Source organism: Pelotomaculum terephthalicicum JT, from assembly GCF_022410535.1.
Classification (GTDB): domain Bacteria; phylum Bacillota; class Desulfotomaculia; order Desulfotomaculales; family Pelotomaculaceae; genus Pelotomaculum_D; species Pelotomaculum_D terephthalicicum.
In genome coordinates, this window is record NZ_JAKNBL010000007.1 from 74,424 (window position 1) to 97,106 (window position 22,683).

Sequence of the window (22,683 nt, forward strand, 5' to 3'; positions counted from 1 at the left end):
AGTGAATGCCCTACTTGTCCAGCTTCCGGCGGATACGGGGACTGCCGTAGGTCTTACGGCTCTCGTTATAGATCTTCACGATCTGCTCCTTGATAATTTCATCCTGCTTCTTGCGCTGGCTTACGGGTCTGGCGATCCAGCGGTAATATGCTATCCGGGATACCTTTAGAACTCGGCACATCGTCTCGACACGGAACTCGCCCGTGTGCTCCCGGATGAACCGATAGATCATTTCGGTGTCTTTGAGAAGATGGCCATGGCTCTTTTTAAGATGTCCCGTTCCTCCTGGGCGATTGCCAGCTCTTTTTTGAGGCGGCAGTTCTCTTCTTCCAGATCGGTGCCCCGTCTTTGCTTCCCCATACCGGGAAAGGCCCGATCATTATAGCTCGCCTGTTCTCTCCGCCATCTGCCGAGCATATTGACGTTGATTCCCAAGTCCCGAGCCACCTGGCTGACTGTTTTTCCACTGCTGTAGGTCAGTTCTACAGCAGTGCGCTTGAATTCTTCATCATAATATCGTCTCGACTCTCCCATTGGACACTGTAACAACTTACATCCCAATTATAACATACACCGATACAGGTAACCCCAAGATTAAATTATAGTTGCGCTTTGGTCTTCACGTATAATCAGGTCCACAGACGGTTGACAAAATTAAGATAACCATTATATGCGTGAAAAATAATTCAGATTTGTCAGGTACCATATCATGGTATAAAAAGAATTAAACCATTTTCAATAATCCATCCAACGTCTGTCTCCGGCTAAGCACCTCGCCGTAAATATCCCCTTGTATTTCAATACGGTTAAATATTGTTTTCATATTAAAATCTTGCGGATGTATATCTCCTCTTTCCACCTCGCTCCAGTCTAACGGAGTTGATACCGGAGCGCCGGGCAGAGGCCGCAGCCCGTATTGAAAGGCCATTGTCTTACCCCTGCCGTTTTGCAAGTAATCAAGATAAACTTTACCCGCCCTCTTGTCGACTTTTCTCTCGACAGTTGCCTTGTCTGGACATACTCCCGTCACAGTTTCCGCCACGAATTTCATTGCATTTGTAACAACCTGCCATGAATAAACCGGTTTGATCGGGATAAACAAGTGCAATCCACTGGCCCCGGACGTTTTCGGGAAACCAGCCAGCCCGCATTGCTCCAAAACGCCGCGCACCAATAATGCAACCTTCATCGTGTCATGAAACGTGGCCCCTTCAGCCGGGTCCAAATCCATCACAGCCAGATCCGGGCTTTCCAGATTTTCTATTCGTGCAAGCCAGGCATGCATCTCGATACAGCCTTGATTGGCTAACCAAACTAAGGTGGCTGCGTCGTTGCAAACAATGTAGTTCACAACCTTTTCGGAGTGTTCGACCGGATGCCTGATGATCCAGTCCGGCGCGTAGTCGGGACACTCCTTCTGGTAGAAGGGCCCGCCGTCCAGGCCGTCCGGGTAGCGTTTCATCACTAACGGGCGGTTGCAGAGATGCGGCAGGATGTGTGGCGCTATATCGGAGTAATATTTGACCAGATGGGCTTTGGTCAGTCCCTCAGGCCAGATCAGCTTATCAAGATTGGTTAGCTTAACCTCGCGGTCGCTGACCTTCACATAGGATTCCTTCACTAAGTCACACCTCATTTACTTTCCGCTTATATTATTACAACCAGGTATTCATCCGCTTGACTTGTCCCTGCGAATGCCCCGTTAGAAATATTGCGTTACCATATTGTGGCTAATATAAATACCAAACAGCAGGTTATTGCCTATAGTTGGATATAATAAAAAATATTTGTACTTATCTTAAAAAGTATGAATATCAATCCATACTTTTATTATTTAATAATATTCGAACAATATTACTCGTTTGTTCAAAAAATGTTCAAATATAAAAGCTATAATAATATAAAAAACGTGAGGAGTGATTGGCCATTAATAAATATCATCCCAAAAATAATTTTTTAATTGCTAGAAAATTATTAAACAAAAAACCCTTGTTCATTATATTATCAGTATTATATTTGGTTATTTATTTATCTAATTCACATATATTGCTGGCAAATGCATTAGAATTACCTGCTAATACCATTTCTCAGCCCAATATATCTAATAGCAATTTGAACAGTGAATTAGATAGCGCTATTTTGGCGGAAATGAATAAATATAATATTATCGGGGTTTCTGCGGCATTTGTTAAAGACGGTCAGGTTGTCTGGTCAAACGGTTACGGGTGGTCGGATCTGGAAGAGAATAAGCAGGCCACACCTGATACGATTTACAGATTGGCTTCTGTATCTAAAACCATTACCGCCACCGCGCTGATGCAGCTTTGGGAACAGGGCAAATTCGGACTTGACGATGATATAGGTGATTATTTGGGGTATGAAGTCAGAAATCCTAATTATCCTAATGACAAAATCACTTTTAGAATGTTGCTGACACACACGTCCAGCATTCTGGACGGAAGCAGTGAGGGAGGTTACAACAAGGCTTTGAATTCCGCAAACCCGCCTCTCTTAAAGGACCTTTTGGAGCGCAACGGAACTGCATACAGTGATTTGACTTGGGGTGATTACAGGCCGGGCACGAATTTCAACTACTCAAATTTTTGCGCGGGAATTATCGCTTGCCTGGTAGAGAATATTTCCGGCGAACGTTTTGACCAATATGCCATTAATCACATATTCAAGCCGCTGGGAATGGATGCCGCTTATGACGCGGCTGATATAGCCAATGTTGACAATATCGCCGTTCTTTATCGTTATAGTGACAGCGGCAGCATTGTCCCTGTTTATGACAACTATCAGGCAGGTGAAACACCACAAAAGAAAGAATACGGATTGCCTTTGGGCAACTATTATATCGGACCCGCCGGCGCGGTAAGAGCCAGCGTGACAGATCTGGCGAAATTCATGATTGCCCATATGAATGGCGGAGTATATAACGACGTGCGGATATTGAACAAGGATACGGCAGATTTAATGCACCAGATGCAGTGGTCCGGCAACGGTATGGACGGCTTTTACAAAAAAATGGGGTTAATCTTTCACATTACCGATCAATTAGCAGGGCGGCAACTTGTTGGACATGCTGGTGAGGCCTATGGCTTGTTAAGCGACATGTATTTTGATCCTGATGAAAATTGCGGGGTGATTTTCGTAACCAACGGTGGCAACTACAGCTTTTCAAGCAACGGTTTTACCGACATTGAAAGTGGAGTAATAAATCAAATATTTGATAAATTGACTAACCAGCCAAGTTAGTGCCGCAACAATTATTCTCCCGTCACTGCCGGGCATTCGCCGGGTGCTTTATCCCAGCGCAAGCCACGATAGACAGGATGCCGGAGACAACCGCCAGCCGTAGTGGTCAGGTACTCCACCGAACAAACAAGCAAGGGCCGCGCCCATCTGGTGCGGCCGCTTTCATTTGCCGGGATGTCTACAAGAGGCGCGTCAGCTGTTTCAATTTTACGCAATCCGTCCAGTAGGATTTCCGCTTCCCGGTCATTAAAACCTGTCCCTACCTTACCCTGGTAAACCAATGCGCGGTCCCTTATGCCGCCCAGTACTAGTGAACCCAGACCCCGGCCGTTCACACCCGGCTGATAGCCGCATATAACCAGATCGGCCTCTCTGGTGTTTCTGAACTTTTTCCAGTAGGCCGAGCGGCGGCCCGGCAGGTAGATACCTGCCAAATTCTTAGCGACAGCACCCTCCAGTCCTTCTTTGATGCAGGCGTTGTAAAAATTAACTCCATCTCCGCGCACATACCGGGACAGCAGAATATCATCTCCAGGCAAAATCATATCTTTCAAAATATCTTTTCTTTCAGCCAGGGACAGTTTCATTACCGGTTTACCATCCGCATACAACACGTCGAAAGCAATAAAAACAGCCGGGTGCAAATAAGCCCTGTTGTTTTTAGTGGAATGGGCCGTCTTGCCGCGCAACTGCAACCCGGCAAAGGAAGGTTTCCCTTGCTCTAAAACAATAATTTCACCGTCAATAATTGCCGGCAATCGCCGCACTTTTTTATGCAAATAGGCCAACTCGGGAAACCTGCCGGTAATATCGAGCAGGTTGCGGGAACGGATTGCTGTATGATCATCCAGATAAGCCAGGCCGCGATAGCCGTCCCATTTTACTTCATACAAATACGCGGCGCTGTCAAAAGGTTCCGCGCTTACAGCCAACATCGGACGCAGCACTGGTAAATTTTCGCCGCTCATTACCGGTTACACCTGCTTTAAGATGTTTTTCGCTTAGCCGCAGTCTTTTCCGGCCGATCTTTTTTCTGTGATTTTCCTTTTTTATCCCGTTCTTCTCTGGCCAATTCAATGCTTGCTTTTAACGCTTCCATCAAGTCGACAACCTTGCCGGTTTCCGCTTTTTCGGGCACCGCCACAGCTTCACCGGCTATTCTGGCCTGAATTACTTCCATAAGGGCCTGCCTGTATTTATCGTTGTATTTTTCCGGCCGGAATTCAGCCGACAGGCTGTTGATCAGGTTTACCGCCATTTTCACTTCATTCTCATGCAAGTCAACCTGGTAATTAAACTCCGGCAACACATCGGCCTGTCTTATTTCATCCGGGTAATGCATGGTGCTCATTGCCAGGATATTCTTGCTCACCCTGATTGCCGCCAAGGCTTCCCGGTTGCGTATGACGACTCTGGCCACCGCCACTTTGCCGGTATCTGCCATGGCCCGTCTAAAAAGTTCATATACTTTGGCGCCACCGTCGCCCGGAGCCAGGTAATAAGCTTTTTCATAATAAACCGGGTCTATTTCCTCAAGATTGACAAAATCCATGATTTCTACGCTTCTGCCGCTTTTGGCGCCGGCCAGCTTTTCAAAGTCGTCCTCGTTGATAACAACGTATTTCCCCTTTTCGTATTCGTACCCCCTGACGATTTCCTCCATAGGCACTTCAACCTGGCAATACGGGCAATAACGCCTGTACTGCACCGGACTTTTACATTTCTCATGCAGGTAATTGAATTTGATGTCTTTCTGCTCAGTTGCGGCATATATCTTCACAGGCACGTAAACCAAGCCGAAGCTTAACGCGCCTTTCCATATCGGGCGAATTTTAACCACCACGTTTCAATTTTAAATATCATTCCACTTTAAATATCATTCCACCGGTCTGCTTTAATTTTTTACACCTGCGATACCGGATATTTTATTAATATAAAATTCAGTAAGAGACTCGGCGATTTCCATAGTGCTGCCTTCGCTGAAAACCCGGCAGACGGGCTCGTCCGGGTCCGGCAGCACCAAAGCCCAGCCATCCCGGTGATAGACTTTCACACCGTCCAGCAGTTCCAACCGGCTGGTAGGAGGATCTTGAATCAGGTACCTGATCACTCGGCCCTTCGCTTCCCAGGAAACCGGAACTTCCCGCCTGTCTGTAAAAAACGACGGTATTTCATCCAGCATCTCCGACAAAGAAGTATCGTGACGCGCCATTAGCTCTAAAACTCGAACCAGAGCTGAAAGAGCGTCAAAGTGCAGGAAAAATTGGGATATTCCCTCCAGGCCTGCATCACCACCGATCAGCACTTTATCCAAGAAGTCCTGCAGGGCGGTCTTGGTCCGCACCACCCTGCCCTGATAGCGCTCCGCCAATTTCTCTATTGCCCTGGGAGCGGTCACCGGCACCACAACTGAGCCTCCACCCCCCTTCAGGATAACCAAAGAGATTAAAGCAATAAGCAGATCGTCTTGTACAACCCGCCCTTTGTTATCTATTAAAATAAGGCGGTCGGCGTTGGGATCCAGCACCGCACCTGCGTCGGCGCCGGTTTCCATAACCGTGCGGGCGAGAGACGGCAGCATTTCCTGCCAGGAACGCCAACTGCGGTATTCCGCGCAACCCGCTTTAAGGCTGTCATCTGCCAAGGAAAGCCCCAGCTCGCCACATAGACCGGCAACAAACGCTTCAAGGTTGATTCTGTCATAACCCAACAGCAGTTTAAACCCGGCTCCCCGCAAGCTGTTTCCGTTCAGCCCGACACAGACGGCTGAAATATAACTTGATGACATGTCATGCACCACTGCAGGCGATTTAATCCTGCTTGCTTCAACCCGTGGAAAATCTTCCCTGGCCAGCGCATTCTCAATCTTTCGCTCCAGTCCTCTGGGGATGTTCCCGCCACGGGCGTCCGTAAAAATCATCACCAGCTTGTCCGGAGTCAAAGGTGAAACCTTGATATGCACACCCCCTTTGCAATTCAGGGAACGTACACTGTAACGGTGCATCGGTGTGATACCTGTCCCCAGATCCAAAACCTCGGCACCCGCCGACTGCAATCCACTGATTACCGCCTCCTTGATCATTAGTGACGCGTTGTAACTGTCGCCACTCACGGCAAGACGCGCCCCGACTCCGGATACAGAACCAAAGGCGGCGCCTACTCTGGCGGCAAATTCAGGGGTGACTTCCATGTTGATGAGTCCGCTGATCCCCTCGAAACCAAAAATTTTCTTAGGGGAACACGTCCCCCAGATCAGACTCTGCCGCACGGTAGCACCGGTTTCCACCAGTTTGTGAGGCCATAACTTGACATCAGGCTTTAAAAGACTGTTTTCCATGATAATAGAATCGTCACCCACCACCGCGCCTTCATAAATACCGGCCTGTGACTGTACCTGAACCCGGTTGCCCACCACCGCGCCCCGCAGGGCCGCGCCTGTTCCCACGTAAACATTGTTCCAGAGCACGCTTCTTTTAATGGACGCCCTCTCGCGAACCAGGCAGCCAGGCCCCAGTACGGTAAAGGGTTCAATCATCACGCCCGCATCCAGCTGGCAGTTGGCCCCGATCAGGGCGGGGCCTTTTATTGACGCTTGCGGATTGATGAAAGCCCCTTCCTCCACCCAGACACCAGGTGATGATTCTGTACCCGGAATATTAATGTTTACTTTACCTGACAGCGCTTCATGATGTGCCTGCAAATATTGGGTCAGATTCCCGATATCGCACCAGTAACCCGAGAGAACCAGGCCGAATAATGGCTTCTTATTCTTTAAAAGCAATGGAAACAAGTCCTGGCTGAAGTCAAATTTCTGACCGGGAGCGAAATATTCCAACACTTCCGGCTCAAGCACGTAAATCCCGGTGTTGACCGTATCGCTGAAAACTTCACTCCAACCGGGCTTTTCCAGAAATTGAGTTATTTTTCCGTCCTTACCGGTGATCACCACCCCGTATTCCAGCGGGCAATCAACCCTGGTAAGCACCAATGTAGCCATCGCACCCTGTTTTTTATGAAATTCCACCGCCCGGGAAAGATCCAGGTCTGTTAAAGCATCCCCGCTAATCACCAAGAAAGTCTCGTCGAGAAAACCGGCCGCGTTTTTAACACTGCCGGCAGTTCCCAAAGGAGTTTCCTCAACAAAATACTGTAGATGCACACCGTATTCCGCGCCATTGGAAAAATGATCGCGGATTGCTTCCGGCTGGTACTGCAGAGTCACACCGATATCAGTGATGCCGTTTTTTTGCAGCAGTTCAACTATATGCGCCATAACCGGCCTGTTTAATAACGGAACCATCGGCTTGGGTCTGCCGCAGGTGAGCGGTCTGAGACGCGACCCCTCACCCCCGGCCATAATAATTGCCTTCATGAGATACCCTCCGTTTGCACGTCTAACTATATCTGGTCAGCATCCGGCCTACCCGGTCGAATATTTTTTCCTGCCGGCCGGTTGGCAGCCGGGGAGCGCTCCGGTGCGCTTCCCACACTTCCTGGTAAACTGAGGCTGTTTGCCAGGCTATTTTCCCCCAGTTAAACTCGTTTAAAACCCGGCTATAAGCGTTTTCTCTCAATTTATCACCAAACTGAGGCTGCTTTAGGATCGCCAAAATGTTCTGCGCCAGGGAATGGCTGTCACCGGTATATGTTTTCAGACCATCAATGCCATGGTTGACAATTTCACCGAGTCCGCCGCTGTCGGAAACCACTACCGGTGTCCGGGCGGCCATCGCTTCCAGGGCCACAATCCCAAAAGGCTCGTATAAACTTGGGAAAACAGCCACGTCTGCCCAACCGTACAGGTTGTTCCGAACTGTGTCATTTATGTACCCGGTAAAGTACACCCTGTTCGCGATGCCGCTAAGCATCGCCTGTCTCTTCAGAGAGTCCATAAAGGGGCCTTTGCCTGCGATAACAAACTTGGTCCGGGGATGATGAGCGAGAATTTCAGGCGCCGCGTCCAGCAAAACTTGAACTCCTTTTTCTCTAACCAGCCTGCCCACATAGAAAACTATCTGCTCATCAGGGGCGGCATAATCACTGCGCCGGGCATTACTCTCGCGGATTTTAAAATTAGTGTGGTCGACCCCGTTTGGAATGACCTTTATTTTATCTTGGGGAATCTGAAAAACATGTCTCAATTCGCCTTCCATATAATGGCTGCAGCAAATCACCCGCCAGGATTCATAGGCGAGCCACCACTCGATATCGCTGATATGCCTTTGAATATCATTATGCAAGCCGTGATTCCGTCCATATTCAGTAGCGTGCAAGGTAGCGACCAAAGGAATCTTCCAAGAGTGTTTGAGCGCTCGCGCAGCATAAGCGACCAGCCAGTCGTGGGCATGCAGGATGTGGATTTCACCCAAATCGCCTGAAATTGAAATAGCACGTTCCAGCAAGGCAACGTTAAACTGCGCAACCCAGGTGACAAAATCAGGTGATGATATTTGATACGGCTCAACCCGGTAGACTTTAACCCCGTGCACTTTTTCATAAGCGGGAGTTCCCTGGCCGCCTGAGGTAATCAGGTGAACATCCACCCCATTTTCCGTCAGAGCGTTAGTCAAGTCATAAACGTGCTGAGCCAGACCGCCGACACTTTTAGGCGGGTACTCCCAGGACAACATCAGCACTCTCAATAATTTCAAACCCCCTTAAACCTATTGTTTTATAAACACTAATAACGTTGACTCCCGTCATGAATTTGAAAGCTCCAATTTGCCCCATTATTATTATCCCAGTTATTCGCGCTATCCTTGAAGCAAAAGTTTAACCTGCCTTCAAAGTTTTGCACGGTAATATCACTCACCCAGCCCCAACCGGTATGTTCCATTCGCATATCATGCACCTCGCGCCAATCTTTATCCCGGCCATAACCATAGTGCAGGTAAACCTGTCCGTTTCCTTCCTTGCCAAGCAAGCCGTTATAAAAAACTGTTACCTCCTGCCCCGCGGTAATCGGGGTTGGATCTACCACAACACCACCGGGGTAATCAGCTTCACTCATAGCTTTGAGCCGCGCCTCACCTTCACCGAATCTAGTAGGGTTAGCCAAGATAATCAACTCCTCGGAAAATTTTTCTTTATTAGTATGGTTGGCAAATTAATTTTTATACTTACCCATAAACCATAAAAAGCATCATTTCCCAAAGCGACAAAAAACCGGATGGAATCATCCATCCGGTTAAATATTAAGTCAATTTTTCTATCCTCACCACTGCATAGATAAAATGCTTTTTCATCATTAACCAAAATTAAACCCGCCGAATTTCCTGAAGTGAGCAGCCAGACCACCGTCGTTCAAAATCTTGATCATTACAGCCGGCAGCGGCTTGATTGGAATCGTGTTCCCTTTTGTTTTATTATTGATCACTCCGGCTGCCAGATCTACAACTATTTCATCCCCCTGGTCAATCTGGTCGGTGTCGCACTCCACCACAGGCAGACCTGTATTAATAGCGTTACGGTAAAAAATACGGGCAAACGATTTAGCCAGTACAGCACTTACGTCCGCGTATTTGATCGCCAGGGGAGCCTGCTCGCGGGAAGAACCACAACCAAAATTGGAACCACCGACAATAAAGTCGCCTGACGAAACTTTTTCATAAAAATCCGGGTCAAGGTCTTCCATTACATGCTTGGCCAGTTCCTTCATATCAAGCGTTTTAAATTTATATTTGCCTGAGATAATATAATCCGTATTTACATCGTTGCCAAATTTATGGGCTTTTCCGCTAAACTCCATAAAAACACCTACTTTGCAAATTATTCTAACATTAATTATTTATTATATGAATTCCCGCGGGTCGGTTATCTTCCCGGTCAAAGCGCTGGCGGCTACTGTGGCGGGAGAGGCGAGGAAAATCTCAGCATTAGAGTTACCCATCCTTCCCTTGAAATTCCGGTTGGCAGTTGAGATAACCGTTTCACCATCGGAAGGCACACCGTTGTGCGTACCCACGCAAGGGCCGCAGCCGGGTGTAACTATAGCCGCGCCGGACTCTACCAGAGTCTGGATAATCCCTTCCGCCATGGCATCCAAGAATATCCGCCGGGATGCCGGTGCCACGATCATGCGGACGTCCGGGTGGACTTTGCGATTAGCGAGAATGCCGGCGGCAATACGCAGGTCTTCCAGCCGACCGTTGGTACAAGTGCCGAGCAGCGCCTGCTGGATGGGCTTTCCTGCCACATCGCCTACAGGCGCGACATTGTCTACTTTGTGAGGCTTGGCCACCTGGGGCTCAAGCTTTGACACATCATATTCACGTACTTTAGCATATATCGCGTCCCCGTCGGCAACCACCTGGGTAAATTCACGTTTGGTGAATCTGCGCAGCCAGTCGTATGTTTTATCGTCGGCTTCCATCAAGCCGGCTTTAGCGCCCATTTCAATGGCCATGTTGGCGATAGTGAAGCGCGCCTCCTGGGATAGGGCGGCAATCGCTTCGCCAACATACTCGGCAGCCATGTAAGTAGCGCCGTCGGCGGTAACATCCCCAATCAAATAAAGAATCAAATCTTTAGAAAACACACCCGGCGGCAATGTCCCATTACAAACGAATTTAAAAGTCTCCGGCACTTTAAACCACATCTGTCCCGAGATCAAGCCGCCGGCCAGGTCGGTTGAACCTACTCCGGTGGAGAAAGCGTTCAGCGCTCCATAAGTACAGGTGTGCGAGTCGGCGCCGATAACCAGGCTGCCCGGCCCTACCTCCCCGCTCTCGGGAATCAGCTGGTGACACACACCTTCACCGATGTCATAAAGGCGAAACATCTTTTCTCTGACAAACTCCCTCATCAACTTATGCAGGGCGGAAACTCCTTCATTCGGGCTGGGAGCGCTGTGATCTATCACAAAAGCAACTTTTTCATGGTCAAAGACTTCCTTCCCGTTCATATCATTAAAAGCGTTAATTGCTAAAGGAGCGGTGCCGTCCTGACCCATTACGTAGTCGACCCGCGCCACCACAATCTCGTTGGCGCGGGCTGTCTGGCCACAGTGACTGGAAAGAATCTTCTCAATGATTGTCTGGCCCAATGTTAATCCCTCTTTCCAAAATAGTCTTCGTAAAAATAAACCAGTTCTTTATCAAAAAGCGGCCGCTTCATTGAAACCGCATGAGAACGGATACTTGGCAGCAATTCCTGTGCCTGGTGTTCGGTTAACATTATCCCGTATTCAGCAAATTTTGACCTCAACGCCGCCGAACCGGAATGCTTGCCGATCACAATCTGGCGTTCAAGGCCGACTTCCTCAGGTGCGTAAGCTTCATATGTCTTTGGGTTTTTTATAATACCGTCGGAATGAATCCCGGATTCATGCGCAAACATATTGGATCCTACGATAGCCTTCCAGGCGGGTAGTTCCCTGCCTGAAGCGCGGGACACATATTCAGCCACTTCAACAAACATTTCCGTTTTGAAATTAAGGTTGATATCAAACAGGTGTTTTAAAGCCATTACCACTTCTTCCAGAGCGGCGTTGCCGGCCCGCTCACCAAGTCCCATAATGGTAACCCCGGCGTAATTGGCGCCGGCTTTTACCCCGGCTATAGTATTGGCGGTAGCCATCCCGAAATCATTGTGGGTATGCATTTCAATGTCTATGTCAACGTTATCTCTAATCTGTTTAATCCGTTCGCTAATAGTGAAAGGATCCATTATCCCGACAGTGTCGCAATACCGCAAGCGGTTGGCGCCGGCTTCCTTGGCGGCCTTGGCAAACTGGAGCAAAAAATCCATATCGCTGCGGGAAGCGTCTTCCGCGTTGACTGATATCTCCATTCCTTCCTTTTTGGCGAAACGAGTGGCATTGACCATTTGCTCAATTACCCACTCTCTGGTAGTTTTAAGCTTATACTTGATATGGATATCCGAGGTGGAAATAGAGATCGCCACCGCATCTACGCCACATTCAAGAGAAGCTTCAATATCTTTGAGCACCGGCCTGTTCCAGCCCATGATGCTGGCTCTTAATCCGGCCTTGCAAATAGCCGTGATAGCTTCTTTTTCATCCCCACCCATAACCGGTATACCTGCTTCGATCTGGTCCACTCCCAGTTCATCCAGAAACTTTGCAATCCGCAATTTTTCCCTGTTGGCAAAAACGACCCCCGCTGTTTGTTCCCCATCTCTCAAGGTTGTGTCTACGATAACTATTTTTCTTTTCTGCACGTTGTTTAATCACCTCAATCAACCAGCTAAAAATCAGTAAACCATAATTACTAAAAATATGGGTAAACCCCGACAATTATCTAGGTGAATAGTATCATAAAATTATGTAACTTAAAAGCTAAAATGACATTAATGACAACCCTAATATTGTATACAAAGATTGACATATCAATTATCTAACCACGGGTTCGCAATGGAGATTCAAAATAGAAAGAGCACTACCCTTGCTAGGAGCGCTCTTTCTATTTATCCTGAACGCTTAATTTTTGGCTTAATACCCGGAACTTCCACATTACTTATGATTTGCTGTACAATTCTTCCAGCACTTGAGCCAGGGCTGCGTAGATAGCTGAAAAACCGCAGATAATACCTTCCCATCCGGCAATATGCGTGATTGCCTCATTGCCAGTCCAGTCTCCTGCGGCAAGCAGGAAAAACAGCACGGCCAGAGAGCCAAACACAAACTGAAGTCGCCGATTGATTTTTAGTGTCCCAATAAACATAACCGCCGTAAAAAGACCCCACATAAAAAGATATGCTCCCATAGCAACGCTTTCAGTGGCATCTCCCCATTTCACTTTGGGCATAACCAGCAAACCAACTAGCGAGAGCCAGAACAATCCATAAGAAGTAAAGGCGGTAGTGCCGAAAGTGTTACCCTTTTTCCATTCCATTAATCCGGCGATAATCTGTGCTATGCCACCGTAAAAAATACCCATGGCCAGGATCATGCTACCCAATGCAAAAAAGCCGGCATTATGCAAATTGAGAAGTACTGTCGTCATACCAAACCCCAATAAACCAAGGGGGGCGGGATTAGCTGTGGAATCTACCATACTGAAGATTGATTGGTTGGATTTTTCTGCCATGTTTATCCTCCTATCATGTTATTTTCAATAACAATAGTCAAAACCATATTCAATTACAAAAACTTTTCCACTCCAGAATCATACCACCTGCTCATAAATGTTGACCGGCAAATTATGCCCGTCCCTTAAGAAATAAAAATAATTCCAGCGGCATTTCTGAAAAAAGTGGGCTTGCAAGCTGTTGTCATAGCCAAACACGTAATTCCAGTGACTTCGTTCAGATTACAGCCTGCGTCAACATTGGGAAAGCTTAACCTTACTCCTCAAACTTTGCGTCCGCTTCAATTTCTTCCTTAGTTCTGTGAGCTCCACCACCCCCTTATTGAAACCTAAAAATTGAAAAAATGCTTAACATAAAATAAAATACGTTAAGCAAAAAGAAACACATTCTATTAAAATATATATAGTCTAAACGTTAGTGTCAATACTTTAATTATAAAATATTAACTCAAACGCTCCTTCAACAGTTTATTTACCATTTCAGGATTGGCCTTGCCCCTGGAAGCTTTCATCACCTGGCCGACCAGGAAACCTAAAGCGCGGTCCTTGCCGGCCCGGAAGTCTTCCACCGACTTTTGATTATTAGCGATAACTTCATCCACAATGGCCGCTATGGCACCCTCATCACTGATCTGGACTAGTCCTTTTTCTTTTACGATGGTTTCGGCATCCTTGCCTGAAGCGAACATTTCTTCAAATACTGTTTTGGCTATTTTGCCGCTAATCGTTCCCTTTTCTAATAATTGCAGCATGGCGGCCAGCTGCTCCGGCTTGATCGGGCAATCGGTTATATCTGTATTATTTGCGTTGAGCAGCCGGGAGAGATCTCCCATCACCCAGTTGCTAACTGTCTTGGGGTTTGAGTAGGCAACCACGCAGGCTTCAAAGTAATCGGCCAATTCCTTGGTGTTTGTCAGCACCATGGCGTCATAGGCGGGCAGTCCGAACTCGCCGACATACCGCTCTTTGCGGTCGTCCGGCAACTCGGGAAGCGAACGCTTGATCTCGTCCACCCATTCCCGGTCAATCACCATCGGCACCAGGTCCGGGTCCGGCAGGTAACGGTAATCATGCGCGTATTCCTTGCTGCGCATGGAAAGAGTCACACCTTTTCCCTCGTCCCAGGTGCGGGTTTCCTGAATAATCCGGCCGCCATCCTCTACAACCTCAATTTGCCGCTCCACCTCATAAGTGAGCGCTTTCTGTAAAGCTTTAAAAGAATTCATGTTTTTAATTTCTGTTTTTACGCCAAATTCCTTACTGCCGGCGGGACGCACCGAAACGTTGGCGTCACAGCGCAGGCTGCCCTCTTCCATTTTGCAATCGGAAACACCGGTATACTGGATAATAGCCTTTAATTTATTGAGGTACTCGTACGCTTCTTCCGGCGAGCGCAGGTCGGGTTCGGACACAATTTCAATCAGAGGCACCCCGGCCCGGTTGTAATCCACCAGGGAAAAAGGCGTGGTGGTAATAGTTCCCTGGTGCACGAGTTTGCCGGTATCTTCTTCCATGTGCAGGCGGGTGATCCCGATCCTTCTCGTTTCCCCGTTTACGTCTATGTTGAGGTAGCCGTGCTCGGCGATTGGCAAATCGTACTGGGATATTTGGTAATTCTTGGGCATGTCCGGATAATAGTAGTTTTTCCGGTCAAACTTGGAATAGCTTGCGATCCGGCAATTGAGCGCCAGCGCGGCGCGGATTGCATACTCAACTACATTTTTATTGACCACCGGGAGCACCCCCGGCAGCCCCATGCAGACCGGGCAAACGTGAGTATTGGGCTCACTGCCGAATTCGGCGGTGGAATCGCAGAATATTTTGGACCTGGTCTTCAATTCCACGTGTACTTCCAGACCAATAACAGTTTCATACTGGGTCAAATTTAACCCTCCCAAATCAGTCGTCTGACGTCAGACGTCAGACGTCAGAATTAATTAAATTATTTCAGGCTATAACTTTGGAAACTCCTTGTGGTAGTCGGTATTCTGCTCGAAGGTGTAAGCCACCCGGAGCAACGTTCCTTCGTCGAAATGCTTGCCCATCAGCTGCAGTCCGACCGGCATACCGTCCACAAAGCCACAAGGCAGCGAGATTCCCGGGATTCCGGCCAAATTGACCGATATGGTGCAAATGTCTGATAAATACATCTGCAGCGGATCGTCAACCTTTTCTCCGAAGCGGAAAGCCGGGGAAGGTGATGTAGGTGACAAGAGTACGTCATACTTTTCAAAAGCACGGTCAAAGTCTTGTTTGATCAACGTCCGCACTTTCAGCGCTTTCAGGTAGTAGGCATCGTAATAACCTGCGGAAAGCGTGTAAGTGCCCAGCATAATCCGTCTTTTGACCTCAGGGCCAAAACCCTGGCTCCGGGACTTCATAAACATATCAATTACGTCTACGGCTTCTGCCGCCCGGAAACCATACCGCACACCATCGTAACGGGCCAGATTTGAACTGGCTTCAGCCGGCGCAATGATATAGTAAGTCGGCAAGGCATACTCGGTATGCGGCAAAGTGGTGTACTCCACCACCGCTCCCAGTGACTCCAACAACAGCATCGCTTTTTTAACGGCGATGCGCACCTCCGGCAAGATCCCTTCAGCCATGTATTCTTCAGGAACTCCTATTTTCAGGCCGCGCACGTCATTAATCAGAGAAGCGGCATAGTCAGGCACTTTATAGTTTGCCGAAGTGGAGTCCTTGGGGTCGTGTCCGCTGATAGCCTCAAGCATCAGGGCGCAGTCGGTCACGTCCCTGGCAAACGGTCCGATCTGATCCAAAGACGAGGCGAAGGCTATTAACCCATAGCGGGAAACCGACCCGTAAGTAGGCTTCATGCCAACCACACCGCAAAAAGAAGCCGGCTGGCGAATGGAGCCGCCCGTATCCGAGCCCAGGGCGCAAACCGCTTCACCGGCGCAAACGGCGGCTGCCGAGCCGCCGCTGGAACCACCGGGTACCCGCTCTGTATCCCATGGGTTTCTTGTAGTAAAAAAGGCTGAGTTTTCAGTGGATGAACCCATGGCGAACTCGTCCAAATTTGTCTTTCCCACCACAGTCGCGCCGGCGGCCTCAAGCTTTTTCACCACGGTAGCGCTGTAAGGCGGGATGAAGTTGGACAATATTTTCGAACTGGCGGTGGTACGCAAGCCGTCGGTGCACATATTATCCTTTATAGCGAGGGGAATGCCGGAAAGCGGGGTAATTGCCTCACCATCGCGGATCTGCCTGTCCACCGCGCGGGCGCTCTCAAGTGCACTTTCTTTTGTTCTGGTAATATAGGCACCAATTTTATCCTCAACGTTTTCGATCCGATCAAATACAGCAATGTTCAATTCTTCCGCTGATATTTCTTTTTTTATTAAAAGATCATGCAATTCATGGGCTGTTAGCCGGTAAAGCTGCAATTATCAACACCTCCTGAACAACTAGACAATTTTGGGCACCTTGAAATAGTTTTCCTCCCGGTCAGGACAGTTCGACAACGCGTCTTCGCGGGGCATATGCTGTCCTACTAGATCTTCACGGTAAACATTCTGCAGGGGCAGGACGTGCGCCGTAGGCTGCACATTTTCAGTATTGAGACGCTCCAGGGACCGGAAATGCTCCAGTATGTCGTTAAGCTGCCTGGTAAACATCTCCTTTTCTTCAGCGGTCAATTCCAGCCGGCCTAAAAGAGCGACATGGTCAACATCTTTTACAGTAATCAAGAATCCACCTTCTTTCTAATATGAACCTACAACATTATACCAATATGTGCAATAATCGTGCAAGTTTGAGCACTTTTTAGATTTTCTGGTATATCCCGCACGTATGGTCTTACATAACTTTGATAATTTAATTCCCGTCAACTATTTTTTTAAAATCATTTTCATTTAATATCGTAATTCCCAAGGCGAGGGCCTTGTCATATTTCGATCCGGGATTCTCTCCCACAACCACATAGCTGGTGTTGCGGCTCACGCTTGAGGTGACTTTGCCCCCCAGGCTTTCGACCAGCTCCTGCGCCTGCTGCCGGCTGAACTCCTCCAGAGTGCCGGTAATCACAAATATTTTTCCATCCAGAAGGCCGCCGCCCTGGCTTTCTCTTTTAGCACGGGTGTTCACACCCGCTTCAACCAGCTTGTCAATAACCATTCTGTTCTGGCTGTTGGCAAAGAAATCAACTATACTGCCGGCGATCTTAGGCCCCACCTCCGGAACATCCACCAACTCCTCCGGATCTGCGGACATCAGCCTGTCCAAAGAGCCGTATTTTCCTGCCAAAATTTTGGCTGCCCGCTCGCCGACGTGACGTATGCCAAGGGCAAAGATCAACCTGGCCAGCGACGCGCTTTTGCTTTTTTCAATAGCTTCAAGGAGATTACGGGCCGACTTAGGACCCAGACGTTCTAAAGGAGCCAGGTCCTCATAGCGCAGGGCGTAGAGATCCGCCGGGTCGCCGATCAGGCCGGCCGAAAGCAGCTGCGCTATCACTGCCGGTCCAAGTCCGGTAATATCCATGGCGTTGCGTGAAGCAAAATGAATAAGCTCCTCCCAGAGCCGTTCCGGGCAGGCCATTCCGGTACAGCGTGCCGCCGCCTCACCCCCGGCCCGCACAACTTTTGAACCGCAGGCCGGACATTCCGCCGGCATCGACCACACCTTTTCCGCTCCTGTTCTTTTGTCAGGCAGCGCCGCCTGTATTTCCGGAATTATATCCCCCGCCTTTTGGACCAGCACCAGATCTCCGACACGAATATCTTTCTCTTTTATATAGTCTTCATTATGCAAAGTCGCCTTGCTCACCGTAGTACCGGCCAAGCGCACCGGTTCCAGTTCCGCCGCAGGCGTAAGGACACCGGTACGGCCCACCCGGACAAAAATATTCTTTACTCTGGTAACCGCTTGCTCAGGCGGAAACTTATAGGCGATAGCCCAGCGCGGGCTTTTCGCGGTTGCTCCCAGCCTCTCCTGCTGCGGCAGCGAGTTTACTTTCATCACCAGCCCGTCAATAGCGTAGGATAGGTTAAAACGCTCTTTCTGCCAGCGAAAGCAGTATTGAATCAAGTCATCCATGGTGCTGAAGATTTTGTGTTCGGAGTTTACTTTAAAGCCTTCTTCCCTCAATAAATTCAGTACCGCTTCGTGTTCCGGCAAGTCGATCCCCTCGCTGTAACCGATACCATAGGCAAAAAGATCCAGCTTGCGTGACGCGGTGACGCGCGGGTCCAACTGGCGCAGTGTTCCGGCAGCGGCGTTGCGCGGGTTGGCGAATAATGGTTCGCCGGCTTCTTCCCTGGCTTCGTTTAGCATGGAAAAAGATTTTTTGGACATAAAAACCTCTCCCCTTACTTCCAAGCGCGGCACGGGCCGGCGCAGCCGGAGCGGAACGCTCCTGATCGTTTTCAAATTCTCGCTGATATCCTCCCCTGTTTCGCCGTCGCCCCGGGTAGACCCCCTGACAAAGACACCGTCCTCATAATATAAAGAAACAGCCAGACCATCGATTTTCAGTTCAACAACATATTCCACGTTTTCGCCTGCGAGCGCTTGCCGTACCCGCCTGTCAAAGTCCCGCAGCTCGCCTTCGTCAAAAGCGTTGGACAGGCTAAGCATGGGAGAGAGGAGGCGCACGGTGACGAACCCTTCCCTGGGCTTCCCGCCTACCCGCTGAGTGGGGGAATACGGTGTTACCAGAACCGGAAATTTCTCTTCGATTTGCTCCAGTTCGCGCATCATTTTATCGTACTGCGCGTCTGAAATAACCGGAGCGTCCAGCACATAATAGTTATAGTTATGCGTTTCCAATTCCCGGCGTAATATTTCCGCCCGTTCACGGGCCGACTCCAATGTCAACACCATGTTCTGTTCCATAACGGCACCTCCGGAGAACAATCTAAGCTTATAAGTTGCCACATCTAATGCAATAACTGTTGACTGTTGACTGCTGACTGCTGACCTCTGACTTCTGCTATGCCAGCCATGAAGCGACGAGTTTGATGAAATAAGCGGACGGTAAAAAGATAAACTGCGCGAAAACTGTGCCTAAAAACCGGGTAACAGAAAGATATAAGGCCATCTGTTTGACGTCGTCTTCGCTACGCTCCCCCCTTAAGGCCTGATCAGTAATGGACGCTGCCGTAGGGTCCACAACGGTGGCCGCAAGCACGGTGGCAATGCCGTTTATTACGGCTGAAAGGAGAGCAGCCGTTGAGCGGAAGTCGGGGAAAAGCGCCCCGGCGTACAAGGCTGAGAGCACACCGGTAGTATAAACCCCCGTAACAACAATATTCAGAACCAAAAAAGTCTTCGGCAAGGCTATCCGGCGCGCCGTCAATAACTTGAGCGAATTCCTCCGCGGGAAATATAACTGCCGGGAAAGATTGAACAACCGGCGTGGCGATATGATTACCATACCAATCATCCTTGGAACGGAACCGCTCTCTTCGAAAAGGAGTATGGCACGGATAAAAATACGCACAAACGCCGGGATTAAAGCAGTTCCAACAATTGTTCCCACCGTGGCCGCAGCAATAACAAATCGGATATTATGATCAAGCAAAGCAAGCTGTTCCTGGTAAACCGGCTGGTTAACAAGCTGGTCCCCCGGAATATTACCGGAAATCTGAGCTTGACCAATATTGATTGCCCGCTCGACAATTGAGGAAAGAAGCGGTCCCTGGATAGTATTGGCGGTACTGGCCAGCAAAAAAATAACGTTAAATAAAGAAAAAGCGGTAGCCAGCCTCTGCGTGCGCACACCGGACAAGCGCACCGAATAAGTCAGGGTATTTACTAGATGTATTACAGCAGTTAGTACGGCCACAGCCAGGAGACGGTCCATAGCTCCTCCAGTGCATCAATACTTATATTATTGCCAAAAGCCACCTTATCCATAATTATACAATTTCATTTTATCATAGATAATAAATTCTGTGCTTGATTTATTTAAGTAGTCAGGAGTCAGCATTCAGAGAATTCCAAGACAATAAGCCATTCCCATTCTGACTCCTGACTTCTGATTATTCTAATTTACTATTTCCAACGGAGCGTACCGGGCCATTAAATCTTTTATACCCTCCCCGTCAAAGGCCACTTTAAAAACGGCTTCTTCACCGTCACCTTGAATTCCCACAATAGTACCGATGCCCCATTTTTTATGTTTGACTTTGTCACCCATTGCCAATTGTCCAGCGGTGTTTAAATTCCGGCTCTCCTTTGGCTTGACAAGCGGGGCGCCGGCAAAACCTGAGCGGGGGGTCTTTTGTCGCCATTCATTCTTATCCATGAACTCACCCCCGTTGATCCGGTCATCCCTGTTCAACAAATGCGGCGGTATTTCTTCAAGAAAACGTGACGGCTGGCTATATTTTACGGCTCCGTAGATATTTCGCTTCCAGCAGCGGGTCAGATAAAGCCGCTCCATGGCCCTGGTTATACCCACATAGCAAAGCCGCCGCTCCTCTTCCAACTCATCTGGCTCCGTCAAGGCGCGGGAGTGGGGGAAAATTCCTTCTTCCATGCCGGTGATAAAAACCACCGGAAATTCAAGCCCCTTCGCGCTATGCAGCGTCATCAGCGCCACCTGATCAGTATCTTGATCATATTTATCAATGTCGGTAACTAAGGCGACATTTTCCAGAAACCCCTGCAGATTGTTATCATCAGCCCCACGGTCATATTCACCGGTAGCGGACAACAGTTCATCAAGGTTTTCCAACCTGGTTCGCGCCTCTACCGTATTTTCTGCCAGCAGTTCCTGCCGGTAGCCCGTTTGCTCCATCACCGCCCGCGTCAGCTCGGTAACGCTCATTATCGATGACTGTTCAGAAAAGTACCTGATTAACTCCCCCAGTTCCTTCCCTTTATCGCGAACCTTGCCCGACAGTCCGGGGATTTCACCCACCCTTGCGAGTGCCGCAACCGGGCCGATGTTCAACTCCCTGGCAAAAGCAATAATCTTACTAAAAGACGCTTGCCCGATACCTCGCTTGGGCACGTTGATAATCCGGGCAAGTCCGACTGAATCGAAATGGTTGAGAATCACCCTGAGATAAGCCATGATGTCTTTAATTTCCTTGCGGTCATAAAATTTTAATCCACCAATGATAGTATACGGCAGGCCTGTCCGCACAAATATTTCTTCAATTACCCGGGATTGGGCATGGGTGCGGAAAAGCACGGCAAAATCTTTATAATTCCTGTTTTCCCGGTCTCTCGCATAAAGAATTTGTCCGGCCACGAAATCAGCTTCATCACGCTCGTCCATACCGCAGCTGGCTACCAGCGGCGCGCCTGCGCCGAGGGCCGTCCACAGGCGCTTTTCTTTGCGGTCAGGGTTGTTGCGGATAATCTCGTTGGCAGCTTCCAGGATAGAACTTGTGGAACGGTAGTTCTGTTCCAAGGTAATTACCCGGGCATCAGGATAGTCTCTTTCAAAGCTCATAATATTTTTAATATCCGCCCCCCGCCAGCCGTAAATCCCCTGGTCCGGGTCGCCTACCACAAACAAGTTCCGGTGAGTCCCGGCCATCAGGTTCACCAGCACATACTGGGCGTGGTTGGTATCCTGGTATTCATCAACCAGGATGTAGCGGAACCGCTCCTGATAATAAGCCAAAACCTGCGGGTAACTCTGGAACAACCTGACCGTAAAAAAGATTAAATCGTCAAAATCAACGGCGTTGTTGCGGCGGAGTTTCTCCGCGTATAGATAATATACCTCGGAAACCTTTTTACTGAAGGGATTGATCGCCTGGCGCTCAAAATCGGTAGCATCAACCAACTGATTCTTGGCCTGGGACACAGACCAGGCCACCGACCGGGGCGGGTATTTTTTATCGTCCAGATTCAGCTCCTTAAGACATTCCTTGATTACAGTCAACTGGTCGTCCGCGTCATAAATCACAAAATTCCGGTCCCGCCCGAAAAATTCCTCCTGGCGTCGCAAAATGCGCACACAAGCGGCGTGGAAAGTGCAGATCCACAAGTCGCGGGCTATATCCGGAACCATGGAGTTGATTCGTTCCCTCATCTCCTGGGCGGCTTTATTGGTAAAGGTTATTGCCAGAATATGGCGCGGCCGGATCCGTTTTTCCTTTAAAAGGTATGCCACCCTGCTGGTCAGCACCCTGGTTTTTCCGCTCCCCGCTCCGGCTAATACCAAAAGCGGACCGTCCCCGCCGGTCACGGCTTCAACCTGAGGAGGATTCAAATTAGCGATAAGATCCATATATAATCCCTTTCTAAAAATAATTAATAACGTTATGGAATTGTTATTATAATCCTATACCGTTCTTTAGATTAGGGCAACCATAAATGTCCGTAAAAAGCCTTTCGCTGCCCGTTTTCATGAGTACCCGCTTGATCAATTCCTGCTGAGTGCTAAAAT

At 48.8% G+C, this 22,683-nt stretch carries 20 protein-coding genes; 1 reads left to right on the top strand and 19 read right to left on the bottom strand.

Features of this window, described 5'->3' with window-relative positions:
* Nucleotides 1–10 precede the first annotated feature (10 nt).
* The 3 genes from L9W92_RS06965 to ligD (L9W92_RS06975) form a co-directional block, all read right to left on the bottom strand.
* Nucleotides 11–232 (bottom strand): hypothetical protein, encoded by a 222-nt coding sequence (locus tag L9W92_RS06965; protein ID WP_240083023.1) that lies wholly within the window; start codon nucleotides 230–232, stop codon nucleotides 11–13.
* The gene (locus tag L9W92_RS06970; protein ID WP_240083024.1) at nucleotides 229–561 is read right to left on the bottom strand and encodes a transposase; all 333 of its coding nucleotides are present in this window, start codon (nucleotides 559–561) and stop codon (nucleotides 229–231) included. Before L9W92_RS06970 ends, L9W92_RS06965 begins: the two co-directional genes overlap by 4 nt.
* A 163-nt stretch (nucleotides 562–724) precedes the next feature.
* Complete coding sequence (gene ligD, locus L9W92_RS06975; protein WP_240083025.1) at nucleotides 725–1,621, bottom strand: non-homologous end-joining DNA ligase; 897 nt, start codon at nucleotides 1,619–1,621, stop codon at nucleotides 725–727.
* Nucleotides 1,622–2,112: 491 nt separating this feature from the next.
* Here ligD (L9W92_RS06975) and L9W92_RS06980 point away from each other — a divergent pair, with 491 nt between their 5' ends.
* Nucleotides 2,113–3,258, top strand: a complete 1,146-nt coding sequence (locus tag L9W92_RS06980; RefSeq protein WP_240083026.1) for a serine hydrolase domain-containing protein — start codon at nucleotides 2,113–2,115, stop codon at nucleotides 3,256–3,258.
* An 11-nt stretch (nucleotides 3,259–3,269) separates the two neighbouring features.
* Here the strand turns inward: L9W92_RS06980 and ligD (L9W92_RS06985) are convergent, their stop codons facing one another.
* The 16 genes from ligD (L9W92_RS06985) to pcrA all read right to left on the bottom strand — a co-directional run bounded on the left by ligD (L9W92_RS06985) (nucleotide 3,270) and on the right by pcrA (nucleotide 22,524).
* Entirely contained in the window at nucleotides 3,270–4,226 is a 957-nt protein-coding gene (ligD, locus tag L9W92_RS06985) for a non-homologous end-joining DNA ligase (protein WP_240083027.1), read from the bottom strand.
* A 17-nt stretch (nucleotides 4,227–4,243) separates the two neighbouring features.
* Nucleotides 4,244–5,089 carry a non-homologous end joining protein Ku gene (gene ku, locus L9W92_RS06990; RefSeq protein WP_240083073.1) on the bottom strand — a complete coding sequence of 282 codons (846 nt, stop codon included), beginning with the start codon at nucleotides 5,087–5,089 and terminating at the stop codon, nucleotides 4,244–4,246.
* A 63-nt stretch (nucleotides 5,090–5,152) separates the two neighbouring features.
* A complete protein-coding gene (locus tag L9W92_RS06995) occupies nucleotides 5,153–7,630 on the bottom strand; it encodes a mannose-1-phosphate guanyltransferase (RefSeq protein ID WP_240083028.1) in 2,478 nt (825 codons plus the stop codon).
* A 22-nt stretch (nucleotides 7,631–7,652) separates the two neighbouring features.
* A complete protein-coding gene (locus L9W92_RS07000; protein ID WP_446676303.1) occupies nucleotides 7,653–8,894 on the bottom strand; it encodes a glycosyltransferase family 4 protein in 1,242 nt (413 codons plus the stop codon).
* A gap of 44 nt (nucleotides 8,895–8,938) precedes the next feature.
* Nucleotides 8,939–9,316 carry a carbohydrate-binding protein gene (locus L9W92_RS07005; RefSeq protein ID WP_240083030.1) on the bottom strand — a complete coding sequence of 126 codons (378 nt, stop codon included), beginning with the start codon at nucleotides 9,314–9,316 and terminating at the stop codon, nucleotides 8,939–8,941.
* Nucleotides 9,317–9,321: 5 nt separating this feature from the next.
* A complete protein-coding gene (locus tag L9W92_RS07010) occupies nucleotides 9,322–9,513 on the bottom strand; it encodes a hypothetical protein (RefSeq protein ID WP_240083031.1) in 192 nt (63 codons plus the stop codon).
* A complete protein-coding gene (locus L9W92_RS07015) occupies nucleotides 9,506–10,006 on the bottom strand; it encodes a 3-isopropylmalate dehydratase small subunit (RefSeq protein WP_240083032.1) in 501 nt (166 codons plus the stop codon). Before L9W92_RS07015 ends, L9W92_RS07010 begins: the two co-directional genes overlap by 8 nt.
* A gap of 42 nt (nucleotides 10,007–10,048) precedes the next feature.
* Nucleotides 10,049–11,302 carry a 3-isopropylmalate dehydratase large subunit gene (locus tag L9W92_RS07020; RefSeq protein ID WP_248285904.1) on the bottom strand — a complete coding sequence of 418 codons (1,254 nt, stop codon included), beginning with the start codon at nucleotides 11,300–11,302 and terminating at the stop codon, nucleotides 10,049–10,051.
* A gap of 2 nt (nucleotides 11,303–11,304) precedes the next feature.
* A complete protein-coding gene (nifV, locus tag L9W92_RS07025; RefSeq protein WP_240083033.1) occupies nucleotides 11,305–12,438 on the bottom strand; it encodes a homocitrate synthase in 1,134 nt (377 codons plus the stop codon).
* Between the two features lie 296 nt (nucleotides 12,439–12,734).
* Nucleotides 12,735–13,307 carry an acetate uptake transporter gene (locus tag L9W92_RS07030; protein ID WP_240083034.1) on the bottom strand — a complete coding sequence of 191 codons (573 nt, stop codon included), beginning with the start codon at nucleotides 13,305–13,307 and terminating at the stop codon, nucleotides 12,735–12,737.
* Between the two features lie 443 nt (nucleotides 13,308–13,750).
* Nucleotides 13,751–15,190: an Asp-tRNA(Asn)/Glu-tRNA(Gln) amidotransferase subunit GatB gene (gatB, locus tag L9W92_RS07035; RefSeq protein WP_240083035.1), complete on the bottom strand. Its 1,440-nt coding sequence runs from the start codon at nucleotides 15,188–15,190 to the stop codon at nucleotides 13,751–13,753.
* Nucleotides 15,191–15,259: 69 nt separating this feature from the next.
* A complete protein-coding gene (gene gatA, locus L9W92_RS07040; protein WP_240083036.1) occupies nucleotides 15,260–16,717 on the bottom strand; it encodes an Asp-tRNA(Asn)/Glu-tRNA(Gln) amidotransferase subunit GatA in 1,458 nt (485 codons plus the stop codon).
* A gap of 21 nt (nucleotides 16,718–16,738) precedes the next feature.
* Complete coding sequence (gatC, locus tag L9W92_RS07045) at nucleotides 16,739–17,020, bottom strand: Asp-tRNA(Asn)/Glu-tRNA(Gln) amidotransferase subunit GatC (protein WP_240083037.1); 282 nt, start codon at nucleotides 17,018–17,020, stop codon at nucleotides 16,739–16,741.
* A gap of 127 nt (nucleotides 17,021–17,147) precedes the next feature.
* Nucleotides 17,148–19,166 carry an NAD-dependent DNA ligase LigA gene (ligA, locus tag L9W92_RS07050; protein WP_376741795.1) on the bottom strand — a complete coding sequence of 673 codons (2,019 nt, stop codon included), beginning with the start codon at nucleotides 19,164–19,166 and terminating at the stop codon, nucleotides 17,148–17,150.
* Nucleotides 19,167–19,263: 97 nt separating this feature from the next.
* Nucleotides 19,264–20,136, bottom strand: a complete 873-nt coding sequence (locus L9W92_RS07055) for a lipid II flippase Amj family protein (RefSeq protein WP_240083038.1) — start codon at nucleotides 20,134–20,136, stop codon at nucleotides 19,264–19,266.
* 183 nt (nucleotides 20,137–20,319) lie between these two features.
* Entirely contained in the window at nucleotides 20,320–22,524 is a 2,205-nt protein-coding gene (gene pcrA / locus L9W92_RS07060; RefSeq protein WP_240083039.1) for a DNA helicase PcrA, read from the bottom strand.
* Between the last annotated feature and the right edge of the window lie 159 nt (nucleotides 22,525–22,683).